29 protein-coding genes are annotated in these 21390 nt (G+C 67.3%); 1 reads left to right on the forward strand and 28 read right to left on the reverse strand.

Going from position 1 to position 21390, the window contains the following annotated elements:
- The first annotated feature begins 8 nt into the window (after positions 1-8).
- Entirely contained in the window at positions 9-533 is a 525-nt protein-coding gene (locus DVW87_RS13870) for a hypothetical protein (RefSeq protein WP_147276274.1), read from the forward strand.
- Positions 534-538: 5 nt separating this feature from the next.
- Here the strand turns inward: DVW87_RS13870 and DVW87_RS13875 are convergent, their stop codons facing one another.
- The 28 genes from DVW87_RS13875 to DVW87_RS14010 all read right to left on the reverse strand — a co-directional run bounded on the left by DVW87_RS13875 (position 539) and on the right by DVW87_RS14010 (position 21296).
- Positions 539-1570 carry a contractile injection system protein, VgrG/Pvc8 family gene (locus tag DVW87_RS13875; protein ID WP_114688413.1) on the reverse strand — a complete coding sequence of 344 codons (1032 nt, stop codon included), beginning with the start codon at positions 1568-1570 and terminating at the stop codon, positions 539-541.
- Positions 1567-1953: a phage tail protein gene (locus DVW87_RS13880; protein ID WP_114688414.1), complete on the reverse strand. Its 387-nt coding sequence runs from the start codon at positions 1951-1953 to the stop codon at positions 1567-1569. The genes DVW87_RS13875 and DVW87_RS13880 overlap by 4 nt, the downstream gene beginning before the upstream one ends.
- A 3-nt stretch (positions 1954-1956) precedes the next feature.
- A complete protein-coding gene (locus DVW87_RS13885; RefSeq protein WP_239017918.1) occupies positions 1957-4371 on the reverse strand; it encodes a phage tail tape measure protein in 2415 nt (804 codons plus the stop codon).
- On the reverse strand, positions 4361-4489 hold the full coding sequence (locus DVW87_RS13890; protein WP_114688415.1) for a GpE family phage tail protein: 129 nt from the start codon (positions 4487-4489) through the stop codon (positions 4361-4363). The genes DVW87_RS13885 and DVW87_RS13890 overlap by 11 nt, the downstream gene beginning before the upstream one ends.
- An 8-nt stretch (positions 4490-4497) precedes the next feature.
- Positions 4498-4848 (reverse strand): phage tail assembly protein, encoded by a 351-nt coding sequence (locus DVW87_RS13895; protein WP_114688416.1) that lies wholly within the window; start codon positions 4846-4848, stop codon positions 4498-4500.
- 77 nt (positions 4849-4925) lie between these two features.
- Complete coding sequence (locus DVW87_RS13900) at positions 4926-5438, reverse strand: phage major tail tube protein (protein ID WP_114688417.1); 513 nt, start codon at positions 5436-5438, stop codon at positions 4926-4928.
- A gap of 48 nt (positions 5439-5486) precedes the next feature.
- The gene (locus tag DVW87_RS13905) at positions 5487-6659 is read right to left on the reverse strand and encodes a phage tail sheath subtilisin-like domain-containing protein (RefSeq protein ID WP_114688418.1); all 1173 of its coding nucleotides are present in this window, start codon (positions 6657-6659) and stop codon (positions 5487-5489) included.
- A complete protein-coding gene (locus DVW87_RS13910; RefSeq protein WP_239017919.1) occupies positions 6656-7024 on the reverse strand; it encodes a GPW/gp25 family protein in 369 nt (122 codons plus the stop codon). Before DVW87_RS13910 ends, DVW87_RS13905 begins: the two co-directional genes overlap by 4 nt.
- 5 nt (positions 7025-7029) lie before the next feature.
- Positions 7030-7602: a phage baseplate assembly protein V gene (locus DVW87_RS13915; RefSeq protein ID WP_114688420.1), complete on the reverse strand. Its 573-nt coding sequence runs from the start codon at positions 7600-7602 to the stop codon at positions 7030-7032.
- Positions 7603-7688: 86 nt separating this feature from the next.
- Positions 7689-9503, reverse strand: coding sequence for a hypothetical protein (locus DVW87_RS13920; RefSeq protein WP_114688421.1), 1815 nt, complete (start codon positions 9501-9503; stop codon positions 7689-7691).
- A 5-nt stretch (positions 9504-9508) separates the two neighbouring features.
- On the reverse strand, positions 9509-10486 hold the full coding sequence (locus DVW87_RS13925; RefSeq protein ID WP_114688422.1) for a hypothetical protein: 978 nt from the start codon (positions 10484-10486) through the stop codon (positions 9509-9511).
- Entirely contained in the window at positions 10483-11127 is a 645-nt protein-coding gene (locus DVW87_RS13930) for a phage tail protein I (RefSeq protein WP_114688423.1), read from the reverse strand. Before DVW87_RS13930 ends, DVW87_RS13925 begins: the two co-directional genes overlap by 4 nt.
- Positions 11120-11977 (reverse strand): baseplate assembly protein, encoded by an 858-nt coding sequence (locus DVW87_RS13935; RefSeq protein WP_114688424.1) that lies wholly within the window; start codon positions 11975-11977, stop codon positions 11120-11122. The genes DVW87_RS13930 and DVW87_RS13935 overlap by 8 nt, the downstream gene beginning before the upstream one ends.
- A 64-nt stretch (positions 11978-12041) precedes the next feature.
- Complete coding sequence (locus DVW87_RS17845; protein WP_147276275.1) at positions 12042-12509, reverse strand: hypothetical protein; 468 nt, start codon at positions 12507-12509, stop codon at positions 12042-12044.
- An 87-nt stretch (positions 12510-12596) separates the two neighbouring features.
- Positions 12597-13262: a phage virion morphogenesis protein gene (locus DVW87_RS13945; RefSeq protein ID WP_114688426.1), complete on the reverse strand. Its 666-nt coding sequence runs from the start codon at positions 13260-13262 to the stop codon at positions 12597-12599.
- Complete coding sequence (locus DVW87_RS13950; RefSeq protein ID WP_114688427.1) at positions 13259-13753, reverse strand: phage tail protein; 495 nt, start codon at positions 13751-13753, stop codon at positions 13259-13261. Before DVW87_RS13950 ends, DVW87_RS13945 begins: the two co-directional genes overlap by 4 nt.
- A gap of 6 nt (positions 13754-13759) precedes the next feature.
- The gene (locus DVW87_RS13955) at positions 13760-15391 is read right to left on the reverse strand and encodes a phage fiber-tail adaptor protein (RefSeq protein WP_114688428.1); all 1632 of its coding nucleotides are present in this window, start codon (positions 15389-15391) and stop codon (positions 13760-13762) included.
- A 14-nt stretch (positions 15392-15405) separates the two neighbouring features.
- Entirely contained in the window at positions 15406-15810 is a 405-nt protein-coding gene (locus DVW87_RS13960) for a hypothetical protein (protein ID WP_114688429.1), read from the reverse strand.
- Between the two features lie 18 nt (positions 15811-15828).
- A complete protein-coding gene (locus DVW87_RS13965; RefSeq protein WP_239017920.1) occupies positions 15829-16062 on the reverse strand; it encodes a hypothetical protein in 234 nt (77 codons plus the stop codon).
- 7 nt (positions 16063-16069) lie between these two features.
- A complete protein-coding gene (locus tag DVW87_RS13970; RefSeq protein WP_114688431.1) occupies positions 16070-16591 on the reverse strand; it encodes a hypothetical protein in 522 nt (173 codons plus the stop codon).
- A complete protein-coding gene (locus DVW87_RS13975) occupies positions 16588-17112 on the reverse strand; it encodes a lysozyme (protein ID WP_114688432.1) in 525 nt (174 codons plus the stop codon). Before DVW87_RS13975 ends, DVW87_RS13970 begins: the two co-directional genes overlap by 4 nt.
- On the reverse strand, positions 17112-17465 hold the full coding sequence (locus DVW87_RS13980; protein ID WP_114688756.1) for a hypothetical protein: 354 nt from the start codon (positions 17463-17465) through the stop codon (positions 17112-17114). The genes DVW87_RS13975 and DVW87_RS13980 overlap by 1 nt, the downstream gene beginning before the upstream one ends.
- A 2-nt stretch (positions 17466-17467) precedes the next feature.
- Positions 17468-17680, reverse strand: coding sequence for a tail protein X (locus DVW87_RS13985; protein ID WP_114688433.1), 213 nt, complete (start codon positions 17678-17680; stop codon positions 17468-17470).
- Positions 17680-18150, reverse strand: coding sequence for a head completion/stabilization protein (locus tag DVW87_RS13990; RefSeq protein ID WP_114688434.1), 471 nt, complete (start codon positions 18148-18150; stop codon positions 17680-17682). Before DVW87_RS13990 ends, DVW87_RS13985 begins: the two co-directional genes overlap by 1 nt.
- Complete coding sequence (locus tag DVW87_RS13995; RefSeq protein WP_114688435.1) at positions 18147-18338, reverse strand: hypothetical protein; 192 nt, start codon at positions 18336-18338, stop codon at positions 18147-18149. The genes DVW87_RS13990 and DVW87_RS13995 overlap by 4 nt, the downstream gene beginning before the upstream one ends.
- 127 nt (positions 18339-18465) lie before the next feature.
- Positions 18466-19314: a phage terminase small subunit gene (gpM, locus tag DVW87_RS14000; RefSeq protein ID WP_114688436.1), complete on the reverse strand. Its 849-nt coding sequence runs from the start codon at positions 19312-19314 to the stop codon at positions 18466-18468.
- Positions 19315-19360: 46 nt separating this feature from the next.
- Positions 19361-20413, reverse strand: a complete 1053-nt coding sequence (locus DVW87_RS14005) for a phage major capsid protein, P2 family (RefSeq protein WP_114688437.1) — start codon at positions 20411-20413, stop codon at positions 19361-19363.
- 58 nt (positions 20414-20471) lie between these two features.
- A complete protein-coding gene (locus tag DVW87_RS14010) occupies positions 20472-21296 on the reverse strand; it encodes a GPO family capsid scaffolding protein (protein WP_114688438.1) in 825 nt (274 codons plus the stop codon).
- Between the last annotated feature and the right edge of the window lie 94 nt (positions 21297-21390).

The raw sequence follows: 21390 nt of genomic DNA on the forward strand, positions 1-21390 counted from the left end.
CCTCGGCGTTGCCCGACGTTTCGCCATACCTGCAATATTCCTTTATTCTACCAGCCGGGCTGACGATTCTCGGTTGGTTTGTTGTTGCCAGACAGACTGACAGGCGTGAGTTCCGCAAGGAGTTGCGCGAGCAACTGAAAGAACTGCGCACCAGCATGGATGAGGTGCGTCTCCGCTCGGCGGCCTACTGGTTATGGGAGGACGTGAAAACCTCCGGTCCATCCGCAATCGCCCTATCTTCTGAAGTCAAGCGCCTAAGCCGCTATCTGAGGAACTTGGAAAGCGCCGGTCTTCGGTTTGAATCCACCGGCTTGATCATTGCGATCAGAAGTCTCGCCACTGGCGGCGATTTCCAAAGCAGAAGCCGGGTGCGTAGCGAGGCCGACGAGGAGCGCCTCGAAGACCTCTCCGGCGCTATTGAGGATGCGCTATCCAGAGTGGACAACGCCTTCTACTCCTACTTCGCTCCTAGCAAGCGGCGGTGTCTTCGGTGGCTACCGCTAGGCGGCGCGCTGCTGATGGTACGGGAATAGCGTCCCTACTTTGTTTCGAGCTTAAGGCGAGTCTGAAAGCCGCGCTCGCTGAGATCGTGCGTCACTTCGGCGATCAGCCACGCGAGGGCATCGATCGCCGCTTTGTACCCGGAGACCGTCGCGTTCTGTTCCGGATGCAGATCGGCCCGGCCGTGCGCTAACGTAATCTCAAAGGATAGCGGCTCACGGCCGGCGCGGGTGTGCGCAGCCGTTGCCGCTCGCTTTGCCTCGGCCTCGGAGCCGTAGACACGCGACAGACGGCGGGCGCCCTTGGCCTCGCCGCTGGTGACGTGCTGGCGCTTCGCCCCCTTGCGATCGTGCCAGCTGGCGGTGACGCCGGTGACTTCCTCGCGGCGCTGGCGCTGGAATTGGTGTTGGTCGCCGTCGCTGCGGTGGATCGTCACGGCGCCGAGAGGCTTGCCCGTGGCGGTGACGCCGGCGCCGATCGGCGCGAAGATCAGGGCGCCGCGCTTGATGGTGGCCACGGCGTCGTGCTCGCGGCCGAGCCGCCGTAGGAAGGCGAGATCGCCCTCGCGGCTCTGCGCCTTGGCGGTGATGGGCAGAGCCGCGAGGCTGGCGGCGCAATGGGGCGTGAGGCCGTGGCGCTTGGCGATGTCGGCGACGATCGCGCCCAGGGTGGTGCCATGCCAACTCCGCTCCCGCCGGGTGGTGAGGTGGCCGGCGAAGTCGGCCGCGCGGGCGCGCACGGTGATGAGGTCGGGCGGGCCGGCATGGCTGACCTCGTCCACCAGGTACGTACCCTTGTCGACCAGGCCGGGCGTGACCTCGCTGCCTTGGTGCCAGCCCAGCCATACCTGGATGCGCGCGGCGGTCGGCGGCAGGGCAACGGCGCCGTCCGTGTCATCGATCACGAGGTCGAGCTGGTCGGCTTCCTCGCCGCGCCTTTCCGAAATCGAGAGCGAGACGAGGCGTGGACGGGGCGGCCTGCCGTTCGGCTGCGGCACCTGGCCGCGTAGCATGGGAGTGATATCCTTGCCGTCCACGACAACGCGGATCGCGGGAATGGCGACGATCATCGCGGATCCACGTCCACGCGCAGCAGCTCGATCGCAAAGTCGATCTGGCGCGGCGTGCCATCGGGGAGGAAGTGCTTGCCGCGGTCGTCCACGCCGGTGATGACATAGGCTCCGTAGATATAGCCGAGGCCATCGACCAGCGCCCAGGCGTCGCCGGTCGCGGCCATGCGGCGCAACTCGTCCAAGGAAACGCTGCCGTCGGCGATCTCGAGGAAGACGGAGCCGGGCAGGCTGATCGTCTCCTCGCCCGGGCCGACGAACTGCGTTGCATCGCGCGCGCCGATGCGCGGCGTTGTCGCCTGCCGCCAGCTGGTGCGGCGCTGCAGCTCGTCATGCGCGAGCGTATCGATGCCGAAGGGAAAGGTGCCGAGCGCCAGTAACATGGATCAGTCTTCCCAATCGGGGCGATCGGCGAAGGCCGCATACTGGCCTGCGGTCTTCTGCCGCTGTGCCTCGCCGAGCTTCCGCGCGACGATCTCGCCGAGCTGCTCCTCGCTCTGCCCCGGCGCGCCGTAGATCTTGATGACGATCGGCGCGGGCTGTGCGGCGGGTGCGCGGCCATTATCGTTGCCGGGCGGCCCTGCCGCGGGCGCCCCGATCGCCAGCGCCGGGGCGGCCGTGCCGGTGACGATCGCGGCCGAGAGGCGGCGGGACAGGCCATCCAGGCGCCGCACCGGCTCGCTCTCCTGCGCGGCGATGCCGTTCGTGAGGCCGTCCACGATGTTGCCGCCGAAGCCATGGAAGACGCGGCTGGGCGAGTGGATGCCGAGCTTTGCCCTGAACCAGCCCGCGGCCGAGCTGGCGACACCGACGATGCCGCTCTTGAGCGCGCCGAGCATGCCGAAGATCCCGCGAATGAGGCCGGAGATCATGTCGCGGCCGAACTGCGTGAAGCGGGCGGGCAGGGTGGCGAACCACCCGAGGGCGGCCCGGGTGACGCCCTTGACGCCCTCCCACTGCGCGCCGAACCAACCGGTGATGTTCCCCCAGTTGGCATAGAGGGCGTAAGCGGCAGCGCCGATCGCCGTGACGCCGAGAAGCACGCCGGCAGCGATGCCGATCACGGGCAGGAGCCCGATGCCGAGCGCACCGGCGGCGAAGGACAGGGCCGCGAAGGGCGCGATCAGGCCGGCGATCAGGATCGCTCCGCCGCCCAGCACCAGGAAGAGAGCGGCGAAGGCGGCAGCGCCGACCATGATCGACTTGCTCAGCAGGGGATGGCGCGCGTTTACGTCGCCGATCCAATTGGCGAAGGCGTTTGCCTTCACCACCAGGTTGTTCACGGTTGGCAGCAGCTGGGCGCCGAGCGTCACCGCCAGTGCCGTGGCGTTCACCTTCAGCTGCTTGGACTGCTCGGCCGAGTCCTTCATCCGCTCGGCAAAGTCGCGGTCCGTGGTGCCGTCCGCGCCGGCGGCCTCCGCCCGGATGCGGCGGAACTCCTCCAAGTTCTGGATGAGAGGGCGCAGGCCCTGCTGCACCTGCGCATCCTCGAACAGGTAGCCGAGCCTCGACAGATCGCCGTTCAGCGTCTTGTTCGTGATCTCGGCAATGGCTTCGAGCGGCGTCTTGCCCTCCTTGTAGGCCTTCTTCAGCGCGTTGGGCAGGTTCACGCCCATCTTCTCGAAGGCCCTGTTGGTGGCGGGCGAGGCGATCTTCTGCAGGACGTTGGACAGGTTGGTGCCGGCGCTCGCCGCGTCGCCGGCGCCCTTGCGCGCGATCTGGAGCCCCGCGGCGAGATCCGCCACGGCGCCGGTGCCGGTCTGCCCGAGCCCCTGATAGGCCGCGGTGAGCGCGGGAAAATACTGCGCCATGTCCTTGATCTCGAACGCGCCTGCCTTGCCGGCGGTCGCCATGATGTCGATCACCTTCTGCGTCTGGGCGATCGGCACCTTGAGATTGTCCGTGGCTGCATAGCCGGCATTGGCCAGGTCCGAGATCTCGGCCTTGTAGGCGGTCGCCGCGCGGCCGATCGGCGCCATCATGGCAACGGCGTCGGGCACCTTGGCGCCGAGGCCAGCCAGCGTATCCACGCCGGCCTGCAGGTCGCCGGGCATCTGGTTGGCGGCGCGCGCCGCGATGAGGAGGTTACGGCCGAGCTTCTCCGACGCGGCACGGGGCAGGTCGGCCTTTTGCCCGATGTCGGTCATCACCGATTCGAACTCCTGCGCGGCAGTGACCGCGCGGACCAGAGGTGCGCCGATCGCCACGCCGGTCGCGATGCCGGCCGCGCCACTGGCGGCGAGTCCGGCGGCACGGCCCTGAATTCGATCGAACCGGGCACGCCCACTCGCCATCCGCCTTTCGCGATCGGCCAGGCGGGTCAGGCGGCGACCCTGCTCCTCGACTTCGCTCGTCGTCTGCTCAACAGACCGGCGCAGATCTCGCTGGTGGCGCGATAGCGAGGTAGTTTCGATGCCGGCGCCGCGCAGCCGATCGCGCAAGGTGCTGAGCTGCTGACCTTCAGCCTGGTGCTGACGTTCCAGTCGCTGCGCTTCAGTTCGAGCGCGGGAGAACTCTCGGGTGAGCGCGCGACTGGGGTTCTGCGTCTCTGCGATCTGTCGGCCGAGCTGCTGCACCCGCGCCTGCGCGCTGTGCATCTCCTGCTCGGTCGAGCGCAGGCCCATCTTGAGGGAGCGAAAGCCTTTAATATCCTCCGCGGATTGCTCGAGCCTCTCGAGCCGTTCCCTGGTGGTGGCGAGCGCACGGCTCGCTGCCGCGCTGCCGCCGGCGATATCACGGAGTGGGCGGGAGACGCGGTCTCCCGCCTCGATCATCAGGCGCAGGCGCAGGTTACGATCCACGGCTTTGCTCCGGATTGTGGCGCTGGGCGGCGCGATCACGCCATTGCATCAGCTCGGCGACGGAAAGATCGTCCATGGCCGCGGGCGGCCAGTGAAAGACGAAGGCGATGTCGGCCATCGGCCCTTCTACGCGCTCGGGAAGAGCGCCTCCTTCGTCGCAGTCGGCAGCAAAAAATCGACGAACTCCCCCGCGATCTGGGTCACGTCGGCCGGGTCCATGGCGTCGATCAGGTGCGGGTGGAGGATCGGCGTGGTGCAGCGAGGGGCGACAAGGCGGACCTGATCGAAGTCCATGCGCACGAGACCGCCCAGGTTGGAGCCGCGCAGGGCTCCGCCCATCGGCTTGGCGACACGGATGCGCGTGCCGGCGGGCAACACCACCTTGTCGGCGATCACGATGTCATGTTCGAGGTCGAACTCCCCAGGAACACGAACAGGGGGGACGCGGGAGGGCGGAGTGTCGATCTGGTCGGTCATGAAGCAAATCCTGCAAAGGCTTGGCGCCGGCCGCATGGTGCGGTCGCCGGCGCCGGAGAGAGGGGATGAGGCGGCGCCTATTCGAGGCCCATCGCCGCGCGATGTTCGGCCATCAGGTCCACGCCGCCGACGAACTCGACCATCCCGAGCACGTCGATCTCGATCTCGGTGACGCCGTTCCAGACCAGCTTGTAGTAGCTGAGCTGGCTCTTGACCTTGAACTCGGAGGATTCCCCGGGCTTCCACTCGCCCATGTCGATCTCTTCGTGCCGGCCGCGCGTGACGATCTCGACCGTGTCGACCTGGCCGGTGTCATCGTTCTGGAAGCTGCCGACGAAGCGCTGCAGCACGCCGCCCAGCTGCAGCATGCCGTGCTGGCGCAGGATATCGCGCATGGGGCCGCCATAGGTGGCCTCCATTTCGAGCGGCTCGCCGCCCATGTCGATCTTCACCGGGCGGTTCATGCCGCCGCCGCGATAGTCCTCGAGCTTGCGGGTGAGCTTGGGCACGGTGATCGAGACGGTCTCGCCGATATAGGCCTGCCCTTCGTTGAAGGTCATGGCCTGCTTGAGCTTGGAGGGGAACGCCATGGAGCGGGATCCTTGTGGTGGTCAGGGGGAGAGCGGGGCGACCGGCGATCAGGCAGCGGTGGCGAGGCTGGTGAAGTCGGCGAAGAACTCGTCCGTGATCTCCTGCTCGAGCCCGAGCGCCTCCAAGGGCGGCACGAAGGTGTAGCGATAGGAGATCGTGACCTTGCCGAGCTTGAGGCTGGCGACCGGGTTCTTGTCGGGCACGAACTCGGCCGCGCCGCCCAGCAGCTGGCCGGCGCGCTTCAGGGCGCGGAGCTTCTCGTTGATCTGCTCGACGATATCCTTTGCCAAGCTGGGCAGCAGCGGCTTGTCGATCGCCCAGATCAGGCCGAGCGCGACGGTGTCGGCGAGGATCTGGGCGGTGCGGGCCGCGCTCTCGAAGGCGAAGTCGCTGTCCTTCAGCGCGCAGGTGCGGTTGCCCCAGAATCGCAGGGCGCCGCCCAGGCGGACAACGGTGACCAGCTCGGAGGCGTTCAGCACGTTGGCGTCGGACGCCTCGTCCTGGACGTCGAAGGTCACGTCTGCGGTGAGCCCGTCGATGTCGTTGAGCGCGACGTTCGAGAGCGTCTTGTGCCAGCCCTGCGCCTGGTCGATCGCCACGCGGGCGCCCATGGCGACGGCAGCGACCGGCACGGGGATGCTGGCGCCGTTTGCGCCATAGGGGGCGGTGACGCCCGGCCAAAGCAGCGTCAGCTCGCGCGCGTCGGGGAAGAGGGCGCGGTGGGCGATGGCCTCGCCGCGATCGTCGCCGATCGCCGCGGCATAGACGCGCGCGCGCAGCTTCTTGGCGACTGCGACCAGGCCGGTGGTGACCGCCTCGTCTTCAAGGCCGGGGGCGCCGATGATACGCGGGTGCAGATCGAGCTGCGCCGAGGCGGTGAGCAGCGCCTGCATGCCCGTCTTAACGCCGGCCTCGTCCGTGCCGATCACGGCGGTTGCGGTCGCGCCTGCATTGGCGCCTGGCGCCACGCGCACTACGACGATCGGCGCGGTGACCTGGCCGGCGATACCGCGCAGGGCAGCAGCGAGCGTGCCCGTGGCGCCGGCCTTGGCGATGGCGTCGGCGATGTTGGTCACCTTGACGGCGGTGTCGAGGGGGAAGGCGCCGGCGACCGCGTCGGGCGCCGTGGCGACTAGGCCGATCACGGCCGTGGCGATGGTGGCGATCGAGCGCGAGGGGTTCTTCACCTCGTTGACGCGGATCCCGTGAAGAAAGCTCATGGCTGGGCCTTTCGAGTGAGCGCCGACAGGGCGCGGATGGTGGAGGAGACGGAGAAGGGCGGGGCGCCCGGCACGTCCGTGCGGCGGCCGGTAACGGTGAGGACGGCCGATTGCGGCGTGTCGCCGGCGGAAAGCTGCACGCGCCGGATGCGGGCGCGGCCCTCCTGGCGCATCAGCGCCTGGGCTGCCGCGGCGAAGATCCGCAGGCGGCCGAGCGGGTTGTTCGGCTGGTCGAGCAGCTCGGGCACGCTGCTGCCATAGTCGCGGCGCCCGCAGCGCGTGCCGATCGGCGTGCCGATGATGTCGGCGATCGACTGCGCCAGGTGATCGGCGCCGGCCAGCGGCTTGCCGGTGTGGCGGTCCATGCCGTTCATTGCGGCGGCCCCGAAATCCCGCCGCCCGCCTGGACGCCGGTATGCTTGTGGCTCTTGAGGCTCTTGCCGCCGGCGACCACGTCATCGCTGGCGGTGAGCTTTCCTTGCAGATCCACGTCGCCTTCGACACGCAAGGGGCCTTTGAGGGTGATGCCGCCGCGAGCCTCAATGACGGCGGTGCCGCCGTCCGCAAGCGCGGCGTCGAGCGCGTGCTGCACGGGGTCGTAGCGGAGGACGGCGCCGTCCCCGAACATCAGGACGGTGGAGGTGTCGTTGCCGGCGTGCGGGTTGGCGTCGCTCGACAAGCTACCGAGGATGATGCCGCGGGTGGTATCGGCCTCCGGGCAGAGCAGGAGCACCTGTTCGCCGATCGAGGGGGGCGACCAGGCGCTCGTCTTGCCGAGGCGGGGTGCCAGCCAGGGCACGTCACCAGTGAGCAGATCCTCGCCGTCCTCGCCTTCGCCGACGAGCTGGACACGGGCGGTGCCAGCGGCGAGATCGACAGACACGACAACGCCTTCGCGCGCGAGATCGCCGATCAGCCGTTGAATGTCGCGGGGGTCCGCCATGGCAGCGACCATGCGCGGCCGGGTCGGAGAGGCGAGGGGGCGGTCGTGTAGAATGGCTTTCTACACGAGCTGCCCCGGCTCACTTATTAGGCGAGACCTACGTCATAGAGGTTCCCCGCGCGACTGGATCCCTGCACCCAGGAGAACGTGTAGGACAGAAAACGCACTGGATCGTCTGCCGCGACACCCTGCACGTTGGCAAAGATCTGAAGCGCCTGCGATGTCTGGCCGGTGATGCCGATCGCCAGCGTGGCCCCGCCCTCGACATCAGCGGATTGTACCAATTTCACGCTGCCGTCCAAGGCGAGACCGGCGAGCGATCGGACCACAACCAGGTATTCCCGGGAGAACGTGGTGTACCCGACGCCGTTGACGTCGATGCGGGCAAAAGTCGTCGTCAGTCGCCCGGTCAGCACGTTGAGATTCGAGACAACCGGCAGAGCATCCGAAAGGTTTATCGTCAGCAGGTAATTCAGGCCGAGGACCGGCGTGATCTGCTTCGATGTGAGTTGCCCCGCGCGGATAGAGTGGACGAGGTTGCGGTTGTGCCCCCGGACCTGGGCCTGCGAGGGCACGCGGGTTGGCAGATAAAAGTCGCAGTCCGTGAAGGAAATGGCGCCCTCTACATCCCAGCCGTACGGGACTTCGCCGACCGCCTGGGTGAAGTGGCAGCTAGTGAAGGCGATGGTGCCTCCGTTCGCGAGCGCCGCCCCGAGACCACCGGTTCTGCGGCTGCGCAGCAGGACCGGATGGGTGTTCTCGAAATAGCAGGAGATGAAGCTGATGTTGCGGACGTTCTGAAGATTGATCGTCGCCTTGTCGGGCTGCGTGGAATCACCGCCACCCTCGAAGCGCGTGCCTACGCAGACGAGTGCCTCGACGCCGTTCAGGTCAAGTGCGGCCTCAGCCAGATTCTTGAACGCTCCACCGAAAATGAAGATGGCGTTGCTGGTATGCTCCTTCACCCAAATGCCGCGGGTGCATTGGTCGAACTCGACGTTCCTCAACTCGGTGGTCTGGAACAGCCGCTCGCAAACGATCCCGGCCTGTGTCTGGCCGAAGAACGTCACGTCCTGGAACCTGATATCGTCGCAGCCGCCAGTGGCGTCGATATGATATCCGGCGGTCCCACCCCACAAAGCGATCTGGCGAATGGTTTGGAAAAGAGCGCCACCGGAATCGGCGTTCGTCAGGAGAGGAAAGGCACGGTTCCCATCCACGTAGCTCTGCAGCTTCGTTGCGCGTGGCCCGTCGCCGGACAGGACGGCGCTGTTCGGCATCTTGAAGGATCGTGTCTGGCTATATTGCCCTCGGGGCAGATGGGCGTGTCCGGCGACATCGCGATGATCCGATGCGCTCTGCGCGAACAGCTGTTCGAGGATGGTGGTGGCGTCTTCCGCGTATTCGCCGCGCAGGCCCGCGATGAAGGCGTCGAGCTGCGACGAGCCGGTGATGCGATCCAGCGCGGTGCCAGCGGAGATCTGACGATACGAAACGCTGTTCGCATTCTGTCGGACCAGCGCACCTGTGGCCAGCGGCACCGCAGTCAGCTTGACCTTGTCGCCGCTCACGAAGTCAGCGGCGTACTGGACACCGCTGAAATCCCCGAGCTTGTAGAAATAGGGGGCCGCCGGGAACCCGCTGGTGTCTGCAGCGTCGGGCGCGAAATGGTACGACCGGTTTGTAACCGGGGCCGCCTGGAGAGCGGCAAGGCGGGTGTAGGTGCTGTTGGCCGGCCCGGTGTCCCCCTGGTCGCCCTTGTACCATGCTTGCAGATAGGGAACGATCGCGCTGCGCAGGACCGCCAGCGTCATGCGCTTGGCGGTGCCGCCCTGCACGACGGGCAGGATTTCCCCGCCGGCGAGATCCTCGGCGATCGGCATCGTGGAAATCTTGGCCATCGTCGTCAGATCCGCATGATGAAGAAGAGGGCAAGCGACGGCTGGGTCACGTCCAGCGTCACCGAATGGCGATGATCGGGGACGGCATCGATCGTGACGGGGTGGGCGTGACCGGGATCCTGCAGCGATGCACTGGTCACCGATTTGCCGCTGCCGCCACCGGCCGTCTGGTTCGATACGGGCGCGCTGACGGTGACGCCGGTTGTCGCACTGTCGGTGCGGCCCGTGGGGGTATGCCCGCCGGCATTGGTCGTTTCCGCCGTGCAAGAAGACCCGCCGAACTTCTCGCCAAGCTCGCGGGCGCCGCCGGCGCCGACCGGCACGCGATCGCGCAGATCGGGCAGGGTGATCGGGCCGGAGCCGTCGCTGCGCTGCACCTTTCGGCCGTCGCAGATCGCCCAGCCGGACGGGACCCCGTTCGCAGCGCCGAACCAAAGAGTGGTGACGCCGACCGGCAGGAAGGCGCGAAGGCCCAGCGGCGTGACGAAAGCGTGATCTTCCGTACCGGCCGCCACCTGGTCTCGTGAGGCGATCTTGGCGACGCCTGCCGTTTCCCGCGTGGCCGGCGGGTTCAGGAAGTTGGTGTCTCCGAAGCGCAGCTCTGCCGTGGTGCCGGTTGGAAAGGCGATGTCGAGCGCCACCAGCATGGTGGTGAGAGGCGATTTCTCAACGATCGCCTCGTCCTGCCCATAGACACCGAAGAGGGTGCCATCGGCGAGAAATAGCCCGAAGCCGGTTGCGCTGTACCCGACTTCCGCTTCGTCGCGCACGGTCATATGAACGACATTGTCGCCGATCGCCGAGCCGGAAATGGTGTTGATGCGTCGGAATTCGCCGGGCAGCACCTCCAAGGTGGGCGCCGCTACGAACGGAGCGGCGGTGAGGCCGACGCTGGAGATAGTGAGATCGAGATCCTGGTCGAGCTGTGCCGCGGTGAAGCGCTGCAAACCGGCGAGAGTGATGACGAGCGCAAGGGGCGTCATGGAGTGGTATCCAGAAAGGAGTTGTGATCGTCCTGCAGCGGCTCCCCGGTCTCGTCGGTGAGCAGCGCGGCCCAAGGCTGGCTGCGGTCCTCGGTGAATGCCATCTCGTGGCGAGCGAAGCTGGCGACGCGGGCGGCGCCTGCGATGCCGATGAAGCTGGCGACGGTGAGCTGCTGCACCATCTGGAAATGCTCGCGCAGCGGCTTGACGCGGTGTACCTCGGTGAGGATCGCCTCTGCGAAGCGCGCGGTACTGCGCTCGCCGCCCTTGCCGTCGAGCGGCAGGATCACGTCAAAGGTGTGCGGATCACGTCGCGGCTGCGCCTGATGCCATTCGACCAGTTCGAGCAGCCGATCGAAACGGTCGAGCACGGTACGCAGCGAGGCGCGCGTGCCCTTGCGACGGTGCAGCTCGATCGACTGGGCGACCGCGGCGCGCTTCATGGTTTCGGTCCAGCTCGCATCCCAGCCGTCGACCGCCAGCGACCAGGCGAGCCATGGCAGGATTTCGGTCGAACAGAGCGCCGGATCCCAGAGGCTGGCGAGATTCGCTTCGATCTCGGCCGCGCGGGCGGTCGCCAGCTCGACGGAGCGTTCGAGCGGGGTGGCGTTCGGCGGGAGGAGCGAGGTGGCGTCAGCCATCATAGCCGCCGTGCGTGAGCGCGATCGAGCTGCACCAGGCGGCCTGTCGTGGGTCGCAGACGATGTCGGCGCTCGGCTGGGCGAGCACCACGCGCTGCACGCCCGGCACCGTCAGGGCGGCGTAGAGGCCGGAGAGCGTCACGTCGCGGCCGAGTTTGCGGCTGTCGGCGAGATAGGCGTCGAGCGACGTGCGCGAGGCGGCGAGCAGCAGCGCGGCGTCGGGGCCGGAATAGGTGTAGATCTGCGCCTCGATAGCGAACGGCACGACCTGCGCGCTGGCGACGGTGACAAGGTCTCCGAGCGGCCGGATCGTGTCGGCGGTGACGATCGCGGCGACGGCGGCGGTCAGCTCGGGCGAAGCGGCGCCGTTCCCGATCGCCGACAGGACAGAGACGAGCACCTCGCCCGGCGCCGGGCTGATCGCACTAGCGTCGAGCACGTCCGGATGCGCCGACTTGGCGTGGAAGACATAGGCGAGCCGCGGGCCGGCGACGGAGAAGGCGTTGGGGGCGAGCACGATGCGCTTGCGGAAGGGATCGTCGGCCTCGGCATCCAGGCGTGAGACGCCGACGAGCGCCGCCAGCTGATCGAGGTTGGCGCCCGTGGCATAGGCGGTCATCACCTGCCGAGCGCGTTCGTTGAAGGTCTGGCGGAGCAGCAGCTCGCGGTATGCGGCCGCCTGCAGCACCTTCACCGCGGGATCGGAATCGACCGTGGCATCAAAGCCGGGCAGGCGCACCTGCAACTCGGCGATCATCTGCGCGAGGATCGTCTCGTAATCGAGCTGCTCTACGATCGTCGGCGCGGGCAGGCGCGAGAGATCGACGGTGGAGAGGGTCGGCGCGAGCATGGTGCCCGCCTTGGTTGGGCGGGCGCGGGTGCGTGGCTAGGCGTCGCTCATGTAGAATTGCATTCTACATGGGGAGCGTGATCGTCCTGAGCATCGGGTTGTCCATGGACGTCTCGTCCGGGTTTCGATCCTTGTAGGCATCCCAAGCGGCCTGGAGTGCCTCGCCGAGAGCCCTCCAAACTTCCTTGTCGTGAACCTTGTTTTCGATAAAGAAGTAGAAGTCCGCCTGCGTAATCTCACGAACGTCCCGCATTACTTCGACGTGGGTTGTTAACTCGCGCTCCTTCGCGTGGCCGCCCAACGCTGCTCGCATGCCCGCGACGAACCTGGCCGCGCCTGCCGGTGATCCGTCAGCAAGCTGCAGAGTGACGATGCAGCCAAAATGGTCACCATCCCATGTCTTTCCATTAGAATACTTGATTCTGATGTAAAAGCCAGTTTGACTCCGCGATATATAACAATAGGCGTATTGCTTATCTTGGTATGTGTGCTGGATTTGCCCGCTTCCGGAATCATCCAATTGTATGGACATAAACTCTCCTGCTCCTTGTTGCCCTATTGTCTAGTATGACAATCGGGTGAAAGAGCGTCTATATTCTGTGACGCACTCTGTAGATCATCATCCTTTCGAGACATGCTCCAGCAGGATATCCAGCGCGCGCCCACGCTCCCGTTCGGTAAGCCCCAGCAGCCCGCGTTGCGCGTAGCGGATCTTGCGGGCGCCGAGGGTCGGCGCATCCATCAACCCGTCCTGGTGGATGCGTGCGACCTCGGCCGCGCGGCCGGTGAAGCCGATCCATGCCTCGGTATCGGTCGCATCGGAGCGCAGGTAACGGGCGGAGCGCAGCTTGCGGAACATGGCGCGGCGGCGGATCTGGCCGCGCCGGCGGAGCTTGCCGGCGCCGGCGTTCTGCTCTTCCGGCGCGACGGGCAGCCATTGCGCCACCTTGTCCCAGAAGAAACTGCGGATCGCGCCGGCCTCGGTGTCGAAGCCGGTGAGCAGCGGTCCCTGGCGAACCCAGCTCTTCATAAACACGACACGGGGCTCGGCTGCGCCTTTGGGGTAGAGGAAGCGCACGGCGTGGGTGCCCGGCTTCTGCTCGCGGCGCTCCCGGCGTGCTGCAAAGGGCGAGCCGTCCGGATTGCGCTGGGCGGCGATGCGATCGGACTGGCTGGCGCGGATCTCGCGCGCCATACGCCGGAGGAGCGAGCGGCGCTCGGCCGGCGACAGGCTGCGTAGAAGAGCACCGGCGAGCTGCTCTACGGGCGCGAAGTCGTCGGTCACCGGTTCGAGCTGGCGACCAGCTGCACGGTGCCGTCCGCGAGATCCTCGGCGAGGCCCGCGAGAAGGCTGACGCCGGTGACGCCGGCAAACTCGTCCGCGGACTGCACGTCCGACAAATGCTCGGTGCGCAGACCGCCCGCTGTGCGCTCCACGCGCACCCGCTCTGTCAGCTCGATCGCGATCGACACGTCTGCGGTGTTGCCGTCGAGGATTTCGACCTCGAAGGAGAAGGGCTCTTGCCCGTCGCGGAACAGCAGATCGGGCTGCTCGCGCGCGATCCACGCCAGCACCGGCACCATGAGCGCGTCCACGTCGCCGGCATAGTCCATGACGACGAGGGAGAGGGTGTAGCGGTATTCGAAGGACAGGCTGGCGGTGCCGCGCGACGCCACGCTGCCCTTGTCGACGAACAGGGCGAGCTTGTCCGGCGCGGCGGCAAGGTCCGGCACGGCTTCGAGGAGGATGGATTTCAGACTCTCGGGTTTCTTCATGGACAGCTACTCGCAGCGGATCGCGCAGGTGAGCGTCTCGCGCTCGCCGGCCGCGGTTTCGATTGTCATGGTGACGCGGGTTACCGAACGCGGCGTGCCGCCCTCGACCCAGACACCAACCACCTGGCCGTCATGTCCATCCAGCGTAACGGTCGCCGAGCCGGATAGCGGCGCCAGCTGCACCTGCGCGATGGTGTCGCCAGCCAGCCAGTCGCTCCAATCGGCAGCACGGCGCACGCGGGCGCTCGCGCCCTTGGCTCCCCAGGCGATCTCCATGATAATCCTTTCCGGTACGATGATGGTGCGCAGCAGCGGCGGGACGATCGCCAGGCGCTGCACGCCACGAACAAGGGCGATTTCGGCGGCACGGGGCGGCTGAAATGCTGGGAGCACAGCAGCCGTGGCGGCACTCGTGCAGGTGACGGACCCGAAGCCAGCGCGGAGGTTGCCGCTGACCGGTGTTTCGGAAATCGAAGTCGCGGTGACGTGGGCCAGCGAAGCAGCGAAGGTTGCGCAGACCTGCCCGTTGCCCTCGCCGCTCAACCATACGGCGCCAAGCGAGGGCGTGCACGTCGCCGATACGTGCACCAGGCCCGCACCGGAACCTGCTACCGCGCCAAGAACGATCGCCGCATCGGCCGTCCGGGCCTGCGCTCCCGCGGCCGATGAGATCAACGTGACGGCGCCGAGGGCGGGCGCAGCCACGGCCTGAAGCGCAATATCCGCCGCCGACACCGTGGAAATGGGAGCGAGTACGCCAAAGGCTGCGGCCCGGACGGACACCTCCCCCCCTGAGGCTACGCTGATGGCGTCAAGCGCTGCGGGCACCTCCGCCACGATACGAGTGGAGCCGCTCGCCGTGGACACTATGCTGCCGAAAACATTGCTTGCCGCGGCCCTGGCGAGCACAGCACCACCACTCGCCATGTCGATCGGAGCGAGCGCGCTGGTGGCCCCGGCCGAGATCAAGGCAGCGGCTGCAGCGGCGATCCCGACCGCCGACAATGTCGCGGCAGCCGTTGCCATCGCAACCGCGCCGGTCGCTGCGGCTCGCAGCTCCACTGCAGCCGTGCGGTAACGGAACCCGGTCGCACCGCCGGAACTTGTCGCCGGAAAGCTCGTCACGCCGGCAGCAGTGTCGAAGGCGGTGGAACGGCTGGCCGAGCTGTTGGCGATGTTCCCCCGCTGGGTCAGCCCCGGGAACGTAGCCGTGCCGAGATTGGTGTTGTTCGTTCTCCAACCGGCAAAAGCGGCGATCCAGGAACTGCCATCAGCAACCGCCATTGTGATGGCGGGGAAGGTCACGTCAGCCGTCGCGTTCAGGGTGGAGGTGCCGCCGATGGGTGTGCTTGGGTCTACGCCGCGGTAGACATGCGCAATAACTTCTTCGGCGTTGGTCCATTCGCCAGCCGTTTCAGCGCCGGACGCGGCGATCTTGTATGCAAGCCGGGAAGATTGCGAGTTCGCGCCTGTGCCGCTCTGGGCCGCCGCCGCGGTGAAACCTGGTGCGAGCGGGATCGTGTTGGCATTGCTCGTGCCTTGATAGGACCAGACGAGGATCAGGTCGCCGGCCTGGTGCGGCGGGAGGACAACCGAGCTGCCTCCTTCGGCCGCCGCACCCACAAAGCTGATCGCCATGGCCTATACTCGGCTCAGGCGTTCGGCGCCGTCAGCGTGAAGCTGTTGACGACGAAATCCTGCCCCGTGGCGAGGCTGGTATTGTCGAGCGTCATGTCGCCACCACCGCCGGTCACGGTGATCGTGCCCTGAATATGGCAGGTTGTGCCGTCCGCCGCATAGATCCGGAAGTGCCCGGCCGTGCCCGTGGCGTCCGCGGCAGTATCTTCCCAGGTGCCGCTCTTGGTCTTGGTTCCGCCGGCAGCTGCGGCCATCCAGTCGGCAGGGAGAGCGACAGTCGCCAGCGCGGTGCCGCTGTCGGCAGCAGATGGAGACGCGGGCACTGCGCCCGTGCGGATCTTCAGAATGGCCGAGGCGCCCGCGGCGGCCTCGATCGCGTCGAGCAGGGCATTGCGGGCGGCAGTGGAGAGCTGAAGCACGTTGAGTTCCTTTGAAGGTCAGTGAGGGGCGGCGGGGCAGGGCGTCCCCGTCCAGGCGATCAGGCGATCGAGCTGGTTGGCGTTCGCGGCGAAGGCGCGGGCGAGGCGGATGATGCCGGCGCGGATCGCAGTCGGGATCTGTGCCACCAGCGCCGGGTTCTCCGGCAGGCCTTCCGGCCGGGCGGCGCAGCGGGTCAGCTCGGCAGGTGGCGTGTCCTTCACCGGCACGGCGACGGGCACCGGCTGCGACACAGCGACCTCAACGGGCTGGCGCAGGGCGCAGGCCTGCAACGCCGTTGACAGCAGCAAACCACTCGCGATCCACGAGATTGCGACGTTCCGCTTCATTTTCGGCGATCTCCATCTTCATTGCCGCGGTCCGCGCGGCTTCGGCCGCGGAGCGCGCGGCGAGGGTGTCGCCGGCCTGGCGGGCATCATGGTCCTTGAGCGCCTGCGCGAGCGTGGCGGCGGTCGCCTGGTCGGTTTCGGCGCGAAAGCGCTGCAGGCCGGCCACGGTGCGCTGGCAGACGGCGCCGCGTTCATGCGCGACGGTGACGCGCTTGCCGCCGATCGCCGTCTCGGCCGTGCTTGAGGCGGCGAAATCGACGCCGGCGCCCGCGCAGATCAGCTCGGCCGTGTGGGCGAGTTGGTCCCGCTCCGCGCGCACCTGCTGGAAGAGGACGTAGAGCCAGCAGCCGGCGCCAGCCACGGCGAGCAGGACGAGGAACGCGGCGTGCGTTTTCACCTGGGCGAGCAGCGGGGACAACAGACGGCGGATCATCGCGGCAAATCCTTCAGGCAAAGGTCACGCTCGGCCCGGCGCCGGCGATCGAGGCCGGTCACGACCTTGCCGTTCGCCTTGTTCCACATCACGAACGCGTCGCACGCCGCCCGCCACTGGCCGGCGTCGAAGCGACGATCGACGGTGGACCCGCAATAAGCGCCGGTGCCGATGTTGTAGGCAAGGCTGATCGCCGCGGAGAGCTGGTTGGGGTGGCCGCGGAGCGAGGGCGTGCAGGCGAGCACCGGCTCGGCATGGCGGATCAAGGCGGCCTCGTTGCGGGCGGCGCAGCCCTCAACGGTCTCGACCATGCCGGGCTTCACGCCCTTGGTCTCGCCGTCGCAGATCGTCCACACACCGGCCGGATCGTGCGTCCCATGATAGGCAACCAGGTGCGTCTTGCCCCCGCTCTCCCAGCCGGACACGAAGGGTGCTACGATCGCCGCCGTGGCAACGCCCACGACGCCGAGCAGCGTCTTGCGCTTCACGGGCGCGGGACCGCCATTGCGATGACCAGGCATCACTTCTTCTCCTTTGAGGGCAGGAAGGCGAGCAGCCGGTCACGCACAATCGTGGGCAGCTCGCCCGCTGCGGTTGCGCATCCGGAGACGAACGAGGGCGCAGCCTTGAAGGCGATCATGCCCAGCCAGAAGCTCAGCGCCTGAAGCACGAAGGGGTGCAGCGGATAGATCGCCCCGATTGCGCGCTGCACGAAGTAGCTGACCACAATGCCGATCCACAGCTGCGTCACGCGCTTCGCCCAGGTCGCCGGCATGTCGTAGAGCATGCTGACGATCGCGCCGAGGCCAGCGGGCAGCAGCGAGCCGAGGAGGGCCAGCGCCGCTTCGAGGAACTCATGGAGGAATTTCGGCATCATCAATCCCAGAGGTTCACGGTGTCGCGGATCGGATCGGCGGGCGCGGCGAGATCCGGGACGGTGACGGAGGTGCCCTTGGGCAGCACGGGGCCGAGCGCCGACAGGCCGGGGTTGACCGCGAGCACGGCGGGCAGATCGGCCGGGCCGAGGCCGCGCTCGCGCCACAGCAGCGCGTCGAGCGTGTCGCCGGCGATGGTGCGCAGCACGTCCATCAGATCAGCTCGACCGTGGTGCGGCCGACGCCGAGCATGTCGCGGATGGCGTGCAGGCTGTCCCGGCGCAGCTCGCCGACAGACGGATCCAGCGCGTCGGCATTGCGCTGGCCGGCACCAGTGATGTCCATGTCCCGGTAGCGCTCGACCAGCTCGGCCTTCGCGACGGTGAAGACGGCGCGGCGATAGAGCTGCAGCAGCACGCTCTCCCCGTCGATCTCATCGGCGGGCACGTCAGCCAGGGCGGCGCGGCCCGAGGAACGCCAACCAGCCGCCCAGCCTTGAAGGTCACGGTTGACGGAAATGATGCCGGCGACCAGCGCCTGCCGCGCCCGTTCGGGCGTGACGGCGTCCAGCACCCGCTGCTCGGCGCGGAAGCGCACCGGATCGATGTCGGGATACCAATCGCCATTGGCGATCGTCGCCTCGGCCCTGGCGGGCGCCGCATTGACGACGGAGAACCCGCTCATGCCCCGATGGCTCGTGCGAAGGTGGCGGCGCAGGCGAGATACAGCGCCAGACCGGCCAGAAAGGGCGCTAGCGGCATCCATTTCGGGCTGATCGGCTTACCAGCAGCCAGGAACACCGAGCCGCACAGCGCCATCAGGGCGCCGATCGCCATGCCGAAGGCGAGAAGGGTGAGGGGCAGGATACCCATGGCGATTGTCCTTCGATGCCGCGGGGGACGCGGCGGTTCACGGGGGTGGGGATCGGACGATCGACGGCCCTCAGCCCGAAGGCCCTCCCGTCTCGCGCGATCCGCCCCCGAGCGCCGGGGGCGAGCCTTATTCTTTCGGCGGCTCGGCAGCGGCGCGCGCCTTGGCGAGCGCCTTTTCCAACCGCTTGATCTTGTCGGTGACGCCGACACGCTCGTGCAGCGCCTTGGCACGCGCGAGGTGTGCCAGGGCGCATTCTGCTGCAGGGATGAAGCCGGGATCGCCTTCCGGCAGCGCCTCGGCCTCGCGAGCGAACTCTGAGCCTTGCGCCTTGAAGAGCTTGGCGCGGATCTCGTCATGCATGTCCGTGTCGCCGGTGAGCGACTGGACGCGCTTGAGGATTTCGATCGGGAAGGCGGCACCGGCGCCCTGCGCCTTGAGCGCGGCCGTTGCGATCTCTTCCGTCACCAGCGCGGCACAGGTGCGCTGGTAGCGCGACGGCATGGGCAGATCGAAACGCAGCATGTGCTCGGCCAGATCGAGCGCGCGGGTGAAATCACCGGTGTCGATCAGCCAGACCATGACCACGGCGAGCACTTCGTCAGGCGCCGCCTTGTCCTGCTGCTCGGCCAGGTGCAGCTGGATCTCGATCCAGCCGGCATATTCCGGCAGCATCTCGCGCTTCGCGGCTACCTTCGCCTCGATCGACTGGATCGCCTTCAGCCGGCGCAGATCGTGCACCAGGCGCAGCATGATCTGCCCGGCCGCGGTATTCACGGCCGGGGCGGGAGCTTCGCTGCCTTCGTCGGCGCGTGCCGCAGCCGACAGCGCCATCTGGTGCTGGGCGGCCGGCGAGGAAAGGATGGCAAAGGCAGACGGCAGCTGACCGCCCTCCTCTCGGGAAGCGATCGGCTGGGCGGGCGTGGAGCTGGCGGCTTCTGCCGCGAGTCGTTCCCTGTGCTGGCGAGCTGGGCTCATGATCTTTCCTGTCGAGAAGAGGGCGGGCAGGGCGGCACCGGAGGCGTTACGCCTTCGGCCCGAGCTGGATGTTCTCGATCAGAGCGGCCTTGCCGTAGTCTTCGACCATGAAGGCGTCGTTGATCGACTCGTAATTGGCGACCCGATCGAACTGCGGTTCGTCCTGCACCGCGCGACGCGCCGAGCCCGTCTGCCAATAGTAGGACAGGTTCTTCAGGCTGGTGATCAGGATCGCGTTGGCCGGGAAGAACGGCACCTGCATGGTCGGCTTGCCGCCCAGCTGGCGGCTGGACAGGATGACGTCGCGGGCGACCTGCTCGGTCGCCTTGTCGCCGGCGGCCGAGACGATCTTGAAGTATTTCTCCTGCACTAGGTCGGAGCCGACGATCACGACCAAGTCCGTCGCGGTCCGGTAGCGCTCGTGGATCAGATTGCCGATCGCATCGAACACCAGCGCGTCCAGGTTGACGTAATCGGCCGTGCCGGTGTCGGACACGTAGACCTTCAGGTTGTCCTTGGTGCCGTGGCTCATGACGCGCGCCGGGGCATAGGTGCGCATCTTGTAGAGCCAGCCGAAGTTGACGTCGGTGAGCAGCGGATTGGCGTTGCGGTCGGTCTGCACGGCGGCGCTGGTGCCGTTGAAGCCGATGGTAATGATGTCCTCGGCCTTCTGCAGGATCACGGCATCGCGGACGAGCTGCTGGAACTCGGGGCGGTGCGCCCAGGCGTCGAGCAGGGTGTAGCCCCACGAATAATCGTAGTCCGTCTTCTTGCAGAAATACTGGTCGATGGCGTCGCTGGCGGTCGGATCGCCCGGGTTGCGGCGGTTGCCGGCTGCGGTGTCGGTGCGGCCAGCGAGGGAGCGGCCGACGCCAACGCCGACGCGGGCGCCCTGCTGCGCAGCGACCGGCACCACGTTGACGCGGCTCATGAAGTCGCTGGTGGAGCGCAGCTTTTCCTGCAGGCGCTGCTCGATAACCGGGGCTACGGCGAACTGCTTCAACTCGCCGGGGATCACGGTCAGGCTGGCATCAAGGCCGTTCAGTTGGGCGAGCTGCCCGACATAGGCATTGAAGAGGAGGCGGGTGTTCATCTGCATCGGGGGGCTCCGGGGTTGAGCGCGAAAGGACAGCGAGAGGAGATGTTGGCGCGGGCGATCAGCAATCCGTGGCGAGCTTCGGATCGATCGAACCGCCAGTCGCGGGCGGGCGGCTGAAGCCCTGGTTTGCATCCGTGCTTTCGAGCTTGGCCCTCAGCGCCGTGAAGTCCGAGGCGTGCTGTGTCTGGGCATCAACGACCGGCTTGATCGCGGCGGCGACAATACCGCCGATCGCCGTGGCAAACGCCGCCGGATCGAAGACGTTGTCGTTCGCGGGCAGCTGCTGCTCGTCCTTCTTCGGGGCAGGCTGGCCTTCCGGCTTGAACTTCGAGAAGAAGCCGGTGAGCCCCTGCACGACGGCAGCGGCGATGCCGTTCGCGTCAGCAGGGCCGGCTTCGAACTCGAGGGCGGCGCGATCGTCGGCCGTGGCGATCACGTTGCCGTTCACACGCGAGAAGTTGAGACGCTGGGTAGCGATGGATGCCGGCGTGTCCGTGAAGGCCAGGCCGATCAGGCCGAATTTGCCGGTGCCGGCATAGTTGGGCGTCAGCTCTACGGACGGGAACGGCTTCTGGTTGCGCTCGGACAGGGTCACGAGCTGATCGTTTGCATCGACCTGGGCATAGAGGGCGCGGCGCTGCTGCGGCTTGCCGTCGATGGTGATCGTGTCGGTTTGCGCCTTCACGGCGGTGACATCGCCGTAGCCGTTGAACGGCGGCTCGGGGCTATAGCCCGAGATATGCTCGACGTTGATCCGCGGCGTGTACGACTCGGTGTTGAAGGTGGCAACGATGTCGTCGATCATCTCCGCTGTGACGGTGCGGTTGTCGCTGATCGTCTGCCCCTCGACAAAGGCGCGGAAGAACTTGCTCTTTTTGCCCATGGCGGCGTGATCCTCGGTTCGGTTCAGGCAGCAGCGACCAGCTGCATTTGAGGCCGCGAACAGGGACCGAAGGGCGCCGCTCTCTCAAGGTGCG

The organism is Sphingomonas aracearum, from assembly GCF_003345355.1.
Lineage (GTDB): Bacteria > Pseudomonadota > Alphaproteobacteria > Sphingomonadales > Sphingomonadaceae > Sphingomonas > Sphingomonas aracearum.

Coding starts and splice junctions, on each gene's coding strand:
- DVW87_RS13875 (WP_114688413.1), bottom strand. CDS start 1,570: ATGATCGTCGCCATTCCCGCGATCCGCGTTGTCGTGGACGGCAAGGAT.
- DVW87_RS13880 (WP_114688414.1), bottom strand. CDS start 1,953: ATGTTACTGGCGCTCGGCACCTTTCCCTTCGGCATCGATACGCTCGCG.
- DVW87_RS13890 (WP_114688415.1), bottom strand. CDS start 4,489: ATGGCCGACATCGCCTTCGTCTTTCACTGGCCGCCCGCGGCCATGGAC.
- DVW87_RS13895 (WP_114688416.1), bottom strand. CDS start 4,848: ATGACCGACCAGATCGACACTCCGCCCTCCCGCGTCCCCCCTGTTCGT.
- DVW87_RS13900 (WP_114688417.1), bottom strand. CDS start 5,438: ATGGCGTTCCCCTCCAAGCTCAAGCAGGCCATGACCTTCAACGAAGGG.
- DVW87_RS13905 (WP_114688418.1), bottom strand. CDS start 6,659: ATGAGCTTTCTTCACGGGATCCGCGTCAACGAGGTGAAGAACCCCTCG.
- DVW87_RS13910 (WP_239017919.1), bottom strand. CDS start 7,024: ATGGACCGCCACACCGGCAAGCCGCTGGCCGGCGCCGATCACCTGGCG.
- DVW87_RS13915 (WP_114688420.1), bottom strand. CDS start 7,602: ATGGCGGACCCCCGCGACATTCAACGGCTGATCGGCGATCTCGCGCGC.
- DVW87_RS13920 (WP_114688421.1), bottom strand. CDS start 9,503: ATGGCCAAGATTTCCACGATGCCGATCGCCGAGGATCTCGCCGGCGGG.
- DVW87_RS13925 (WP_114688422.1), bottom strand. CDS start 10,486: ATGACGCCCCTTGCGCTCGTCATCACTCTCGCCGGTTTGCAGCGCTTC.
- DVW87_RS13930 (WP_114688423.1), bottom strand. CDS start 11,127: ATGGCTGACGCCACCTCGCTCCTCCCGCCGAACGCCACCCCGCTCGAA.
- DVW87_RS13935 (WP_114688424.1), bottom strand. CDS start 11,977: ATGCTCGCGCCGACCCTCTCCACCGTCGATCTCTCGCGCCTGCCCGCG.
- DVW87_RS17845 (WP_147276275.1), bottom strand. CDS start 12,509: ATGTCCATACAATTGGATGATTCCGGAAGCGGGCAAATCCAGCACACA.
- DVW87_RS13950 (WP_114688427.1), bottom strand. CDS start 13,753: ATGAAGAAACCCGAGAGTCTGAAATCCATCCTCCTCGAAGCCGTGCCG.
- DVW87_RS13955 (WP_114688428.1), bottom strand. CDS start 15,391: ATGGCGATCAGCTTTGTGGGTGCGGCGGCCGAAGGAGGCAGCTCGGTT.
- DVW87_RS13970 (WP_114688431.1), bottom strand. CDS start 16,591: ATGATCCGCCGTCTGTTGTCCCCGCTGCTCGCCCAGGTGAAAACGCAC.
- DVW87_RS13975 (WP_114688432.1), bottom strand. CDS start 17,112: ATGCCTGGTCATCGCAATGGCGGTCCCGCGCCCGTGAAGCGCAAGACG.
- DVW87_RS13980 (WP_114688756.1), bottom strand. CDS start 17,465: ATGCCGAAATTCCTCCATGAGTTCCTCGAAGCGGCGCTGGCCCTCCTC.
- DVW87_RS13985 (WP_114688433.1), bottom strand. CDS start 17,680: ATGGACGTGCTGCGCACCATCGCCGGCGACACGCTCGACGCGCTGCTG.
- DVW87_RS13990 (WP_114688434.1), bottom strand. CDS start 18,150: ATGAGCGGGTTCTCCGTCGTCAATGCGGCGCCCGCCAGGGCCGAGGCG.
- DVW87_RS13995 (WP_114688435.1), bottom strand. CDS start 18,338: ATGGGTATCCTGCCCCTCACCCTTCTCGCCTTCGGCATGGCGATCGGC.
- gpM (WP_114688436.1), bottom strand. CDS start 19,314: ATGAGCCCAGCTCGCCAGCACAGGGAACGACTCGCGGCAGAAGCCGCC.
- DVW87_RS14005 (WP_114688437.1), bottom strand. CDS start 20,413: ATGCAGATGAACACCCGCCTCCTCTTCAATGCCTATGTCGGGCAGCTC.
- DVW87_RS14010 (WP_114688438.1), bottom strand. CDS start 21,296: ATGGGCAAAAAGAGCAAGTTCTTCCGCGCCTTTGTCGAGGGGCAGACG.